At 61.4% G+C, this 12,705-nt stretch carries 9 protein-coding genes, 1 tRNA gene and 2 pseudogenes; 6 read left to right on the forward strand and 6 right to left on the reverse strand.

Features of this window, described 5'->3' with window-relative positions; genetic code table 11:
* Positions 1-477: 477 nt before the first annotated feature.
* Positions 478-1,287 (reverse strand): NAD-dependent epimerase/dehydratase family protein, encoded by an 810-nt coding sequence (locus XI08_RS13215; protein ID WP_271574709.1) that lies wholly within the window; start codon positions 1,285-1,287, stop codon positions 478-480.
* 123 nt (positions 1,288-1,410) lie between these two features.
* Positions 1,411-1,778 (reverse strand): annotated as a pseudogene (locus XI08_RS13220) (VOC family protein).
* Positions 1,779-2,238: 460 nt separating this feature from the next.
* Between XI08_RS13220 and XI08_RS46275 the strand changes: the two are divergent.
* The 5 genes and pseudogenes from XI08_RS46275 (at position 2,239) to XI08_RS13240 (ending at position 8,330) form a co-directional block, all read left to right on the forward strand.
* Positions 2,239-2,493 (forward strand): LysR substrate-binding domain-containing protein, encoded by a 255-nt coding sequence (locus XI08_RS46275; RefSeq protein WP_442869817.1) that lies wholly within the window; start codon positions 2,239-2,241, stop codon positions 2,491-2,493.
* A 66-nt stretch (positions 2,494-2,559) separates the two neighbouring features.
* A pseudogene (locus XI08_RS13225) lies at positions 2,560-2,664 on the forward strand (JAB domain-containing protein); the annotation flags it as partial.
* A 309-nt stretch (positions 2,665-2,973) separates the two neighbouring features.
* On the forward strand, positions 2,974-4,086 hold the full coding sequence (locus tag XI08_RS13230) for an ABC transporter substrate-binding protein (protein ID WP_271574710.1): 1,113 nt from the start codon (positions 2,974-2,976) through the stop codon (positions 4,084-4,086).
* Positions 4,087-4,149: 63 nt separating this feature from the next.
* Positions 4,150-7,686: an adenylate/guanylate cyclase domain-containing protein gene (locus XI08_RS13235; protein WP_271574711.1), complete on the forward strand. Its 3,537-nt coding sequence runs from the start codon at positions 4,150-4,152 to the stop codon at positions 7,684-7,686.
* A 567-nt stretch (positions 7,687-8,253) separates the two neighbouring features.
* A tRNA-Arg gene (locus XI08_RS13240) sits at positions 8,254-8,330 on the forward strand.
* Between the two features lie 255 nt (positions 8,331-8,585).
* On the opposite strand, the gene XI08_RS13245 is transcribed toward XI08_RS13240, so the two are convergent.
* Genes XI08_RS13245 through XI08_RS13260 form a run of 4 tightly spaced genes read right to left on the reverse strand, consistent with a single transcriptional unit; the run spans position 8,586 to position 11,577 of the window.
* Positions 8,586-9,593 carry an ABC transporter substrate-binding protein gene (locus XI08_RS13245; protein WP_271574712.1) on the reverse strand — a complete coding sequence of 336 codons (1,008 nt, stop codon included), beginning with the start codon at positions 9,591-9,593 and terminating at the stop codon, positions 8,586-8,588.
* A gap of 32 nt (positions 9,594-9,625) precedes the next feature.
* Entirely contained in the window at positions 9,626-10,453 is an 828-nt protein-coding gene (locus XI08_RS13250) for a sugar phosphate isomerase/epimerase family protein (protein ID WP_271574713.1), read from the reverse strand.
* A 2-nt stretch (positions 10,454-10,455) separates the two neighbouring features.
* Positions 10,456-11,190 (reverse strand): SDR family NAD(P)-dependent oxidoreductase, encoded by a 735-nt coding sequence (locus XI08_RS13255; RefSeq protein WP_271574714.1) that lies wholly within the window; start codon positions 11,188-11,190, stop codon positions 10,456-10,458.
* Positions 11,191-11,217: 27 nt separating this feature from the next.
* The gene (locus tag XI08_RS13260; protein ID WP_442869816.1) at positions 11,218-11,577 is read right to left on the reverse strand and encodes a chorismate synthase; all 360 of its coding nucleotides are present in this window, start codon (positions 11,575-11,577) and stop codon (positions 11,218-11,220) included.
* Positions 11,578-11,703: 126 nt separating this feature from the next.
* Here XI08_RS13260 and XI08_RS13265 point away from each other — a divergent pair, with 126 nt between their 5' ends.
* A complete protein-coding gene (locus XI08_RS13265; protein ID WP_271574715.1) occupies positions 11,704-12,576 on the forward strand; it encodes an alpha/beta hydrolase in 873 nt (290 codons plus the stop codon).
* Positions 12,577-12,705: the final 129 nt, after the last annotated feature.

Consider the following 12,705-nt stretch of genomic DNA (forward strand, 5'->3'; position numbering starts at 1 on the left):
AGCGGGCGAAAACCATCGAGGCTCGCGGCGGAGACGTTGTCCAGCCGCATCAAGAAGCCGGATATACGTCAGCAGTTGTGACCGTCGATCCTGATCAAGCCGGTCGTTGCAATCGGGCGGGGTCCATATACGTCCACACATGGCCCATCGCGACGGTTTGGGCGGCGCCCGGCCATTTTCGGAGTTGAGGGTAGACCGGACCTGACTGCCCACGGCCGAAACCGGCGCTGTTGACCCATCGCGTCATCTGCGGCTGCCGACGGCGCACAGTCATATCGCCGCCATCGAACGGCGGATACGCCATCGCGTCCTGTAACAGTAGCGCGCGAACCCGCCATCTGAAGCGGATTTAACCGATGAGCCCTCTTCATCCGCACTTTGACAGCATCTCTTGGAGCATTGCCTCAACCGAGTACGGCGAAATCCCAAGTTCGACAAGGCCAGGCATCTCCGGCGACGACACGGTATCGATTTGCGTCAGTTCCACCTGATTGCGCGTGAGAATCGGGTCCGGGAGTATTTCGGAAGCCCATGCCAGGGCGAGCCAAACGGCGAGCGGGATCCGGACCAGGATGGGCGCAAGGCCAGCCTGACGCGCGACGATTCCGACCAATCTTCGTAGGAATAAACGCGAGGGCCGCCGCACTCGAAGATCGTCGGTTGCGTCTCGGCTCGCTGGATGATCCGGACAGTCGCCTCAGCCACATCTTCCACATAGGCCGGCTGCAGTTTCATCGAGCCGCGGCCGAACATCGGATAGATCGGCAGCCGGCGGAGAAGGTTGAGAATGGTCGTAAGAAACGCATCGTCCGGTCCGAACATGACGGCGGGTCGGATGATATGTGCGCCGGCAAACGTAGCCCTGACCACCAGTTCACCTTCGCCGCGCGCTCGGATGTACCGCGATTGAGACGCGGCATCGGCGCCGATGCCTGACAAGTGAACGAGTCTTTTGACTTCGGCCCGGTGCGCTTGGGCCGCTACCCGCTGGGCGGACTCGACATGAACGGAATGAAACGTCTCACGGCCGTGCTCGACGTAAAGGCTGACGGTGTTGACAGCGGCGTAAGCGCCGGCAAGCGCATTTGCGACAGACCGTTCGTCGTGAATATCGGCCTCGACGAACAGAAGTTGGGAATCATGCGGGCCAAACTGACTGCGCCCGCGATCTGGATGCCTTGACGCGATCCGGACGGGAAACTCGTGATCGCGCAGATGCTGAACGATGCGGCGACCGAGAAAACCGGTTCCGCCGAATACGGTGACGGTGCGACCGTTCGTTGCCATCCTTTGATCTTTGCTCGAGAGACCGCGCCATAGCCCAAGCCGAAGCTGACGTCGGGGCGATGGCCGTCTGTCGGGACAATACCCTCTCGCAGCGACGGTTGGAATGCAGGCCGCTTCGAACCGCTATTGGACGGAAGCCGGAAGCAAAGGTCGAGCGAAACTGAGTTCGTGGCCGTCGGGGTCAGCTAGGTGGAAGAAACGCTCACCCCATTCGGCATCGCGGGGCACAGTCGCCGGCTGGTAACCCGCCGCGAGCGCGCGTTCGTAAAGTGCGTCAACATCGGTGACGTAGAAGATGACCCGCCCCCACCAGGACCAGCGTCGTTCGGCAGGTTGGTCGGTGAGGTTGAGTAGCTCAGACCTGATCGAAAGCTAGCGAATGACGACCATTCGCCGCCATGCAGGACCTCAAATCCCAGGGCTCGGTAGAATCGGACAGCTCGTGGCATGTCATGGGTGCCAAGCGTGAGCGCGCTGATCCCCTCGATCATGGCCAAACTCTCCTGTTCGATTTCGCTGCGCCTTTTGTTGCCGCGGCAGCGGGATTAAGGAAGCCTCCATACTTACTATCGCAGCGACGCACGCGTTGTCGTTTGTGTTCTTTCCAGGCTGGATCAGAAGCCATCCACAATTTGAAACTCTTGGGCCGCTGAACTTGATCTCAGATTCGATGGAGACCTGTGAGCAGATCATGCTTCGAGGTGAGGCGGAATTTCTGCTCTGTCATTTAAACCAAGACGTGTTGTCCCGGTTCGAATCGTCCCAATTTAAAAGCATCATAGTTGGTAGAGACGTGTTGGTGCCGTTATGCGCGTACAGCGAGAACGGCAAACCAAAGTGGCCACTTCCGGGATCGCCGTCATCTCCCTCTCGAGCGTTTTGTCGTACAGCGCCCAATCGGGCTTGGGCCGAATCTTGAATAGCGTGTGGGCGAAGAAGCCAACTCTCTTGATGGATAGTGTGTTTCCTGGGCAACTGGCGATTGCATTGCTTGGAATGGCGCGCCAGGGACACGGCATCGCTTGGTTGCCGAAGACGCTTGCCGCTGACGATATAGCGGCGGGGGGCCTCGTAGATCCCGCAGGAGGGTTATTCTCGGTCGAAGTTGATATAAGATTGATCCGACCGATCCATCGACAGTCGCGTACATCGGAGGCTTTTTGGAAAGCAGTCCGGATTATGGATGATCCGACTGCAGAAAGTTGAGCACGCACGCGGTGCGCACTGCGAGGTCCGGACCTCGCTATGCAGAGACTGAATGTCTGCTACGGTGAGAGCATCGTCCGGATCGCCACCCCGGTCGGCATTTCCGTGCACGACCACATCATCGTCGGCAAGAACGGGCATGCGAGCTTGAAGGGGATGAAACTGATCTAAGCGAGCGATGTCTCCGCTTCCGGGCTCCCGCGATCGGTGGTGGCACCAAGACCGCTTGTGAGCGTGGATGCCCATGGGAGCGGCGTTGGACCATGGACAGTGCTTCGATTTGACCCGCGGTTTCGGTTGTTGTCCGGCCGCGCCATGTGTTAAAGTTCCAGAACTTGGGTGCGCCAACTGGCGGCCCGGAGCGAGTTTCCGATAGCCGCCTCGGTTCGGATCGCGCCCTCACCAAAGGAGCGCGGCATGAGATGCTGGCCCAGAGGGATTGCAGTCGCTGCGATTCTGGGGTTCGGCGCGATCTCGCTCATGGACATCGCGGCTCGCGCCGAGCCAGGCGTCTTCGACGACCGGATATTGTTCGGACAATCCGCGGCCTTTGAGGGGCCTGCGGCGGCGTTGGGTCTTGGCATGCGGGAAGGTATTCTCGCGTCCTTCAACGAAGCCAATGCCGCCGGCGGAGTTAACGGTCGGAGGCTTGAGCTGGTCTCCTACGACGACGGCTACGAACCGGAAAAGGCGATTGCCAACACAAAGCGCCTGATCAATGAGAACGGGGTGTTCGCGCTCGTCGGCGAGGTGGGCACGCCCACTTCCAACGCGGCGCAGCCGATCACCACGGAAGCGGGGGTGCCGTTTGTCGGGCCGTTCACAGGCGCTGCTTTCCTGCGCAACCCGTCCCTCAGCAACGTGATCAACATTCGCGGCTCGTATGACCAGGAGACGGAGGCCTGGATCGAGCATCTCACCACTGACCTCGGCGTGTCGCGGATCGCTATCCTGTACCAGGACGACACCTTCGGTCGCGCCGGGCTCTCGGGGGTCTCGAAGGCGATGGAAAAGCGTGGCATGAAGCTGGTCGCCGAAGGCACTTTCGAGCGCAACACGACCGCGGTGAAGACGGCGTTGCTGGCGATTCGTAAGGCGGGTCCCGAGGCCGTCGTCATGGTCGGCCCCTACAAACCGTGCGCGGAGTTCATCAAGCTGGCACGCCGGCTCAAGCTGGACGCCGTCTTCGTCAACATCTCATTCGTCGGCGCCAACGCCCTCGCCAAGGAACTCGGCGAGGACGGGAAGGGAGTGGTGGTGACTCAAGTCGTACCATTCCCCGGGGACATGAGCATCCCGCTCGTGGCCCGGTACCAAAAGGTGCTCAAGGCAGCGAATCCGGACGCGCAGATCGGCTTCGTGTCGCTCGAGGGATACATGGTCGGCCGATTGATTATCGAAGCCTTGGGAAAGGTGAAAGGTCCGGTTACGCGGGCGGGGCTGCTTTCGACCATCAAGGAGGTCGGCACGTTTGATCTGGGCGGCATCACGCTGTCCTATGGCCCAGACGACAATCAGGGAATGGACCAGGTCTTCTTCACCGTGATCCAGGCGGACGGCAGCTTCAAGCCAGTTGACCGCCTGGAACGTTGAAGCGGCGGGCAGGCGCATCATCGCCGGGCAACGCGGACCCGCTCCAGTCGGTGGCATGCCGTCATGAATCAAGCGAATCGAGAGTATCCCGAACCGGCCTCGGTCGAAGCGCACGCTTCGAAGTCGGCTGGCGCTGCTCGCAAGCATGACGGCAAGGCGGCCCTGGGCATCAAGGCCAAACTGTTCCTGGCGTTCAGCGGGATGGCCATGTTGACCGTCGGCGCCAGCGCGGTCGCGTGGTACGCCTTCACCGACATCGACAGATCGGTGACGCGGATCACCGCGGAGAGCGTCGTCGGCATGGCGGCCTCGCTCCGGCTTGCCGAAAAGAGCGCCGAGATCACGGCGACGGCTCCAGCGCTCATCGCGAGCCGCAGCGAAGAGGAGCGAGCCAAGGAACAGGAGAGGCTCGTTCGGAGGCTGAATGAAATCTCCGCGGTGACCGAGGGGCTGAAGGTCACGGGCATCGCCGAAGCAAGACTCACCAATCTGATTGAGATCGAAGGCAAGATCGCAACCGAGCTCAAAGCGCTGGATGGTGCTGTCGCGCAGCGCCTGCGATTGAGCGCGCAAAGGGAGACAACAGTCGCAAATCTTGCCGTCGTGCACACCGGGTTCCAAGGCGTTCTAGAGCCTTTGGTGGACGACGCCGGCTTCGACCTCGTGACCACGAGCGAGGAGGTGACGGCCAAGAGTAAGGAGGCGATCACAGGCCTGATCGAGGGCGGGGTGACTTCCCTGGAGGCGCTGCTGTCACTGCGCGCCGAGGGCAACCTGGCGGCGGGCCTGTTGGCGGAGGCCGCCCACCTCGACGATCCGGCCTTGATCCAGCCGATCCGTGAGCGGTTTTCGGCGGCGGCGGCCGCAATCGAGCGGAGTCTCGGGGCGTTGCGCCAGTCGCCCCAGAACCTGCGGCTGCGCGAGGCGAGCAAGGCGCTGATTGCGCTCGGTGTCGGCGCAAACAACGTTTTCCAGGCCCGGTCGCAGGAGCTGCGCGCTCTCGCAGAGACGCGGCGCTCGCTGCAGGCCAAGCGGGAGCGGATGGCGGCGGCTGTGGAGGTGGCGCACCGCACCCTTCTCGAAACACTCACGCCGATGGTGGACGATGCCGGCTTCGACCTCGTGACCGCGAGCGAGGACGTGACGGTCAATAGCAAGGAGGCGATTGCAAGTCTGGTCGAGGGTGGGGTCAAAACCTTGCAGGCGCTGCTGACGCTGCGCGCCGATGGCAATCGGGCGGCAGGCCTCCTGGCCGAGGCGGTGCACGTCGACGATGCAGCCTCGATCCAGCCGATCCGCGAGCGGTTCGCGGCGGCGGCGGCCGCAATCGAGCGGAGTCTCGGGGCCTCGCGCCAGTCGCCGCAGAACCAACGACTGCGCGAGGCGAGCGAAGCGCTGATCACGCTCGGTGGCGGTACGGACAACGTTTTTGAGGCCCGGTCCCAGGAGCTGCGCGCTCTCGCCGAGACGCGGCGCTCGCTGCAGGCCAAGCGAGAGGCGATGGCGGCAGCGGCGGAGGTGGCGCATCGCACCCTGCTCGACACACTCACGCCGATGGTCGACGATGCAGGCTTCGACCTCGTGACCACCAGCGAGGAGGTGACGGCCAAGAGCACGAAGACGATCACCGGCCTGGTCGAGGGCGGGGTGAAAACCCTGCAAGCGCTGCTGACGCTGCGCGCCCAGGGCAACCTGGTGGCGGGCCTCTTGAACGAGGCCGCTGGCGTGCCCGACCCGAGTTCGCTGCGACCCCTCCAGGAGTGCTTCGTCGCAGCCGCGAGCCGCGCGGAGAAGCTGCTCGCACAACTTCCCGCCGCGGCTTCCGACGATGCGCTCAAGGGCCTCACGGAAAGGCTGATCGCGTTCGGCACGTCCACAGAAAACATCTTCAATTTGCGACGCGAGGAGCTACGCCAGATCGCGGTTGCTCAGGCCTCCTTACAGGCCAACAACTTGCTCGTCCTGCGTCTCGGCAAGGAGGTGGCGGAACTCGTCCTGGCTGCCAAGGACAGCAGTGATGCAGCGGCGGTCCGCACCGCCCAGGCCATCCGCAATGGCCGGCTCCTGCTTCTCCTCATCACTGCTCTGAGCGTAGTGGGGGCAGTCCTGATCGCGGTGCTGTATGTGGTTCCCCGAGTCGTAAGACCCATTGAGAACATTACTGCGGCGATGAGCGGCCTCGCCGCGGGCGACACGTCGATCGACGTGCCGGGTCGCAACCGCAGCGACGAGATCGGCCGAATGGCAGAGGCGCTTGGCGTCTTCCGGGACACCGCTATCGAGGTCCAGCGATCGAACCTAAGGGAGATTCGCGAAGGCCGCCGGCGGTTGACGGTCGCGATCGAGAGCATCTCCGAGGCCTTTTCGCTCTACGATAGTGAGGATCGCCTGGTCGTTTGCAACAACAAGTATCGAACGCTCCTTTATCCGGGTGACGCCTCCGTAGAGATATCGCCCGGCATGACGTTCGAAAGCATCGTTCGACGCGCCGCTGAGCGCGGCTACGTCACGGACGCCGACGGCCGGGTCGAGGAGTGGGTCCGCGAGCGCATGGCCCGTCACCTAGAACCGAGCGGCGCGCACGTCCAGCAGCGAGGCGACGGTCACTGGATCCTGGTCAGCGAGCGCAAGACCGGCGAGGGTAGCACGGTGGCCGTATACTCGGACGTCACAGAGTTGAAGCAGCGCGAGAACCAGCTGGCGGACAAATCAAGGGCTTTAGAACAGCTCTCGAACCAGCTCGCGAAATACCTTTCACCCCAGGTATACGAGTCTATCTTCACCGGAAAACAGGAAGTCAAAATCACAAGTCGCCGGAAAGAGCTGACCGTCTTCTTTTCAGACATCGCGGGCTTCACCGAGACGACGGATCGGCTGGAGTCCGAGGACCTGACCCGGTTGCTGAACCATTATCTGACCGAGATGTCGCAGATCGCCCTTTCCTATGGAGCGACGATCGACAAGTACGTCGGCGACGCCATCGTCATCTTCTTCGGTGATCCGGAGACACGCGGCGTCAAGGCGGACGCCCTCGCCTGCACCGAGATGGCCATCGCCATGCGGAAGAGGATGCTTGAGCTGCAGGACGTGTGGCGGGCGTCGGGCATCGAAAAGCCTCTCCAGTGCCGGATCGGAATCAACACGGGGTACTGCACAGTCGGGAATTTCGGCAGCGAGGATCGGATGGACTATACCATCATCGGCGGTGGCGTGAACCTCGCCTCCCGGCTTGAGGCTGCCGCCACGCCGGGCGAGATCCTCATCTCCTTTGAAACCTACGCGAATATTCGCGACCGTATCCACTGTGAGGAGCGTGGGCACATCTCGGTCAAGGGCATCGCCTATCCCGTCGCGACCTATCAGGTCGTCGACGCCTATGAGAACCTCGGCACCGAGCGCCTGTTCATTCACGAGGAACGCCCCAACCTGAGACTCGACCTCAATCTCGACGCGATGTCCGCCGGTGATCGAGGTCATGCGGCCACCGTGTTACGCGAGGCCTTGAATCGACTGTCTGCGCTCGACCAAGCCTCCACGCCGAGTCCACAGCAGGCGAAGCAAGTCGCGTCCGCTCAGGACGGCCCGCCAAAGGCGGAATGACGGCGCGCTTAGCGGAGAGGAACAGTCTCACAGACGACAAGCAGAACCTAATGATTCAGCGCGCCGCAAAAGTGCCCAACGGAAGGAGATTGACGCAGCATGATGATCACGACCGAAGCCGCTTACCGCCGCCGATCACCGTCCCCTGTTCAAATCCAAACGAAGAATAAATATAATAGAATGAAGCCTCTATGTGCTCTCCGTAGATTGTTGCACAAACATCCCACTCGCCGCCCGTCTGCACGCACAATCAAGGTTCATCATTCCTAAGCAGTGATTGAATGTGATCCTATCGCCTTGGATGCTTTTCAACAGAACTGCCAAACGGGCTTTGAGAGCCACCGAAAAGGCTCGCCTATCCACGCCCGAACTGGCGATTGGTCGAAAGCCATTCCGCGACTGGCGTCGTAGAGTGACCGTTGACCGTTGCTCTCCGAAGGCATGTGTCAACCCAGTTGGAGCAAAAAAGGAGCTCGAAAGAGGTCTGAAATTCAAACACTTGCGAGAACGTTGCTCGTCGCTTCACACTCGCAAGAACTTCGCGTAAGCACTGCGTAAGCAGCAGATGCACCCGTAGCTCAGCTGGATAGAACGTCGCCCTCCGAAGGCGAAGGCCACACGTTCGAATCGTGTCGGGTGCGCCAAATTGCCATCATTCAGAATAAAACTACGAACTCCACCAGTGATTGGGTGTAGCAGCAGTGTTCCTCTTACATGGATAATTGACATTGTGGCTACGCGGACGTTCTACGCGTTTTGAACCCTATGCTGGCCTGCTGCAAATGCCGGGACGGCTTTGACGCTCCGTCCAAGGTAGCAGGCAGGGCGCGGTTGACCATCGCGGCGGGCCAAACGCAAGAACTCTCATGACACAGTAAGACTAACGGTATGGGCGCATATTATCTAGTAAAAGACAAATCCACCAACGCCTTGATATTCGTCGACTTCGGCGCCATTCCCAATTCTTGCCAGACCGTCAGTTGACGGCCCATGTCCTCGACATCGACTTCAGGCCGACGGTCGTAGTAGGGCATCGCACCTTTGAGATTTTCAACGGTGGAATGGACATAGCGCGCAATGGTCTCCAGCATTTCTTGCTGCTGCGCGGGCGAAACGGCGCTCTGGCTGCCGTTCCCCAGAAAGTTGTCGTAGTACAGCGCCACGCTGCGGTCGTAAGCGCGCAGGAACTTCTCGATGAGCATGCGCCGCTTCTCGATGGTGGCGGGCGACACCGCGATAACTCCGTTTTGCGAAGGCGTCTCGTCGCCGGCCCAGCCCATAAGCCGGCCTTGCCCTGTTTTCACGAAGTTTTCCGCCACCAGCGCGGGCAAGGAGGCTGCGTCGACCTGGTTGCCTGCGAAGGCGGCCGCCTGGTGCTGCAAGGACTGCAGCGGCACGAAGGTAACCCTCGAAATGTCGACGCCATTTTTTTTGGCCAGAGTGACGAACTTGAGGTGATAGGTCGACCCGGCCGTGGTAATGGCCACGCGCTTTCCGGTGAGGTCTTTCCAACTGCGAAAGCCTTCGTCGTAGGCCTTGGTGGTGATGAGGAAGGCGTCGAGGTGATAGCCAGCCTTCTCGCGCACGGTCGACGAGATGATCTTGAGGCCGCCTTTGGCCGCTAGGTTGTAGAATGCCGCCGTAAGTCCGCCGACGCTGATATCGACGTCTCCCGACACTACTGCCACTGGCACAGCAGAGGCGGCGTCAAAGAAGGTGAGCTGGAGATCCAGTCCCTCGTCGCGGAAAAAGCCTTTGTCGAGCCCGATGTAAAGCGGCGAGTTTGAAGGCAGCCGTACCAGCCCAACACGGACCTTGGTGAGTTCCTGGGCGGTGGCTTGCGGAGCATGGCCCGCTGCGGTGACTCCGATGACGATGGGAAGCATGAGAAGCAAGCGCTTTAACATTATCTGCATCTCCTTGGGGTGGGGTGGACTGCTCATCTGTCGGCCGCGTCGAAGGCCCTGAAGAAGTCCGTGGTGGCCATCCCGCACAAATGGCCTCGCTCAATCACGGACATTCCCGCATGCTCCAAGCATGGCGCTTCCACGCCGACGTCGATCCCGGGCGGCAGGGCGCGCATCAGCTCGAACAGGGGCAATTGCCCCCGGCCCGGATAGAAGCGGTCCGTGCGAGCTTCCGTGCGCAGTCCGCCGCGGGGGGGAGGCAACGCGCGTGCGTCGCATATCTGGCAGTACGCCAGCATCGAAGGCTCCAAGATTGCGATGTCCGCGGGTGTCGCGCCGGACCGGCTCAGGTGAAGCGCGTCGATCAGCACGCCGGCATTGCCACAACCGCTTTGCAGGGCGACGGCTTGTGCGGCGTGGATCGTCGACGTATGGCAATATGGAATGAATTCGAGCATGACCCTCAGCCCGAATGGATGGCTCAGTTCGCACATGCGAGCAAAGTTGGCGGCTACGCGGGCGGGGTCAGGGTCGTTGCCCACTACCAGCAAGTTTCGCGCGCCGAGCTGGGCCGCCGTGTCGAACACGGGCAGATAGGACTCGACGTCCGTCTCTGCCGTGAGCCAGATGGCCTCGATATCCAGAACGTCCACGCCCGTGTCGCTCAGCCGGCGCTTGATCTGGTAGATCAACGGCCGCTGCCCCACCACGGGGACGATGCGGTCGGTGGTCGTAGGCGCCACCAAGCGCAGCCCTACGCAGTCGAATGCGCCGGCAGCGGCCGCGTCGATGAGTTCGAGCGGATGCGCGTCGATGACGGTTAGGTGAGCCAGGGAGATACGGCGGCTGTTGGTTTTCATGGTCAGTAGGTTGCGCGGCCACCGGACAAGTCAAAGGCGAAGCCTGTGGTGAAACTGCATTCCGGGCCGGCGATCCATGCCACCATGGCAGCGATCTCTCCGATCTTCAGGAAGCGGCCCATGGGAATCCGCTGCCTGGCCGCCTCGATGTGTTGCGACGTCATTTCTTTGAACAAATCCGTCTCGGTGATTGCCGGGGTCACGGCATTCACGAGGATTCCAGATTCGCACAGTTCCCTGGCGATGGACTTGGTGAAGCCGATCACACCTGCCTTGGCGGCGGCATAAGCGGCGATACCCGGCATACCCTCCTTGCCCGTGATGGACGCCACGTTAACGATCCGACCGCTGCCTTGCGCGCGCATGTGCGGCACCACCGCCCGGCAACAATAGAAGACTCCATTCAGGTCCACGTCGATTACCCTATTCCAGGCGTCGATCGGGTAGTCCCACACCGGCGCCACAGGACCGTTGATGCCGGCGTTATTGATCAGGATGTCGATCTTGCCGAACGCCTGGAGGGTGAACCCGAGGGCCTTGTCGATAGCAGCAGGGTCGGTCACGTCCACCTGCACGCTCAGAGCATCCGCCGGCAGGCTCCCCGCGCTGGATTCGGCTGCATTGCGGTCCCAATAGGCAACCTGGCAACCTTCCTGGGAAAGACGGTCGGCGATACCAAGGCCGATGCCTCGCGCGGCGCCCGTGACGATTGCGGTTTTTTCCTTCAGCGGTCCCATTCCCGTTATCTCCATGAAAAAAATGAGTCAGGCCATCTCGCGAGCCAGATCCGTCGCGCAGCATGGGCTCCGTGCCAGCCGAACTTGGCACGGTCCAGGAGGACATGGTCCGCCAGCAACGAAGCACATCGACGCTTCCACGACAGGCACAGCCCGGATGCCGACACAGGGATCGTGGCGACCGGTTGTGCGCACAATCGTCGGGGCACCTGCGTGATCGATCGTCTCCATGGGTAGTGATATGCTCGGCGTGGGCTTGAACGCCACCGGATCTCCACAGGGCAGGACATCGTGGTTTCCGCCCAGAATTCCGCCTGCGTTGCTCGTCGTGAAGCCGTGCGACGTCATGGCGTCCGCATGTGTGCAGCAATCGATGGCTTGCTTCAAATACCATCTGGATAAGGCTTACATATATTTTCGGTATTCCCAGGACACTCGGTTTGGCTTGACTCATGGCCGCAACGGTCCCGATAATTTTGAAGGCAACATCGCCGAGCGCTACCTGGGAATTTCATGCTGGAAGAGTTTTCGCTAGAGACGATTGAGACAAGCGGGGCCCGGATCAGGGTCCGCCAGGCAGGCAGTGGGCCGGCATTACTGTTGTTGCACGGGTTTCCGCAAACGCACGTCATCTGGCACAAGGTCGCACCGCGACTGACGTCTTACTTCCGCGTCGTGCTTTCCGATCTTCGGGGCTATGGGGACAGCGAGGTACGCGCCGGGATGGCTGGTGACGATGACTACAGCTTTCGCGCCATGGCGGCCGACCAGCTTGAGGTGATGAAGGCGCTTGGCTATGACGAGTTCCTGCTCGCTGGACACGATCGGGGCGGTCGCACGGCGTGGCGCTTGGCACGCGACTACCCGCGCAGCGTGATGAAGCTCGCGCTTATCGACATCTTGCCAACGCAGTACGTCTGGGATCACATGTCTTTGCCATGGGCCATGACGGCCTGGCACTGGCTTTTCCTCGCACAGCCGGGCGGTCTTCCGCAGCGAATGGCGCAAGCTATGCCGGCGTCGGACCTGATGGCATCGCTTCTGCGCGACCCCGCCAAAGGCCCCTCACCACACACGCCGGAAGCGTACGCCGAGTACGTCCGGTGCTGCAGCGCCAGATCGATTGCGGCCTGGTGCGGCGACTATCGGGCTGCCGCGACGACGGATCTGTTGCACGACTCGCTCGATGGCAGCGACAAGTTTGATCGCCCCGTTTTTCTCGCTTGGGCGGATGCCAGCCACGTCGCAAAGGGAGCGCACCCCGTCTCGGTGTGGAGCGAGCACTGCCGCGACGTCTCCGGCGGCCCGATCCGCTCTTCGCATTACATACCCGAAGAGGCGCCAGATGCTTTGCTCGAAGGTCTTCTTCCGTTTCTTTTGGGCTAAACCACGGCGCGCTCCGCCCATTGAGTTATCCGTACAGCGTATTACCCTTGCGTCTATGGTAGGCCGCACAGGCCGGAGACGTTGCGCTTCTCGAAGGATCGACAGGAGTCTCGACAAGTAAGATCGTTG

Origin of the sequence: Bradyrhizobium sp. CCBAU 11361 (assembly GCF_028128935.1) — a bacterium.
Classification (GTDB): domain Bacteria; phylum Pseudomonadota; class Alphaproteobacteria; order Rhizobiales; family Xanthobacteraceae; genus Bradyrhizobium; species Bradyrhizobium niftali.

What these genes read in the sequence shown, in the direction of transcription:
- XI08_RS13245 (WP_271574712.1), bottom strand. Translation starts at nt 9,593, where the DNA reads ATGTTAAAGCGCTTGCTTCTCATGCTTCCCATCGTCATCGGAGTCACC.
- XI08_RS13250 (WP_271574713.1), bottom strand. Translation starts at nt 10,453, where the DNA reads ATGAAAACCAACAGCCGCCGTATCTCCCTGGCTCACCTAACCGTCATC.
- XI08_RS13215 (WP_271574709.1), bottom strand. Translation starts at nt 1,287, where the DNA reads ATGGCAACGAACGGTCGCACCGTCACCGTATTCGGCGGAACCGGTTTT.
- XI08_RS46275 (WP_442869817.1), top strand. Translation starts at nt 2,239, where the DNA reads ATGGATAGTGTGTTTCCTGGGCAACTGGCGATTGCATTGCTTGGAATG.
- XI08_RS13255 (WP_271574714.1), bottom strand. Translation starts at nt 11,190, where the DNA reads ATGGGACCGCTGAAGGAAAAAACCGCAATCGTCACGGGCGCCGCGCGA.
- XI08_RS13235 (WP_271574711.1), top strand. Translation starts at nt 4,150, where the DNA reads ATGAATCAAGCGAATCGAGAGTATCCCGAACCGGCCTCGGTCGAAGCG.
- XI08_RS13265 (WP_271574715.1), top strand. Translation starts at nt 11,704, where the DNA reads ATGCTGGAAGAGTTTTCGCTAGAGACGATTGAGACAAGCGGGGCCCGG.
- XI08_RS13230 (WP_271574710.1), top strand. Translation starts at nt 2,974, where the DNA reads ATGGACATCGCGGCTCGCGCCGAGCCAGGCGTCTTCGACGACCGGATA.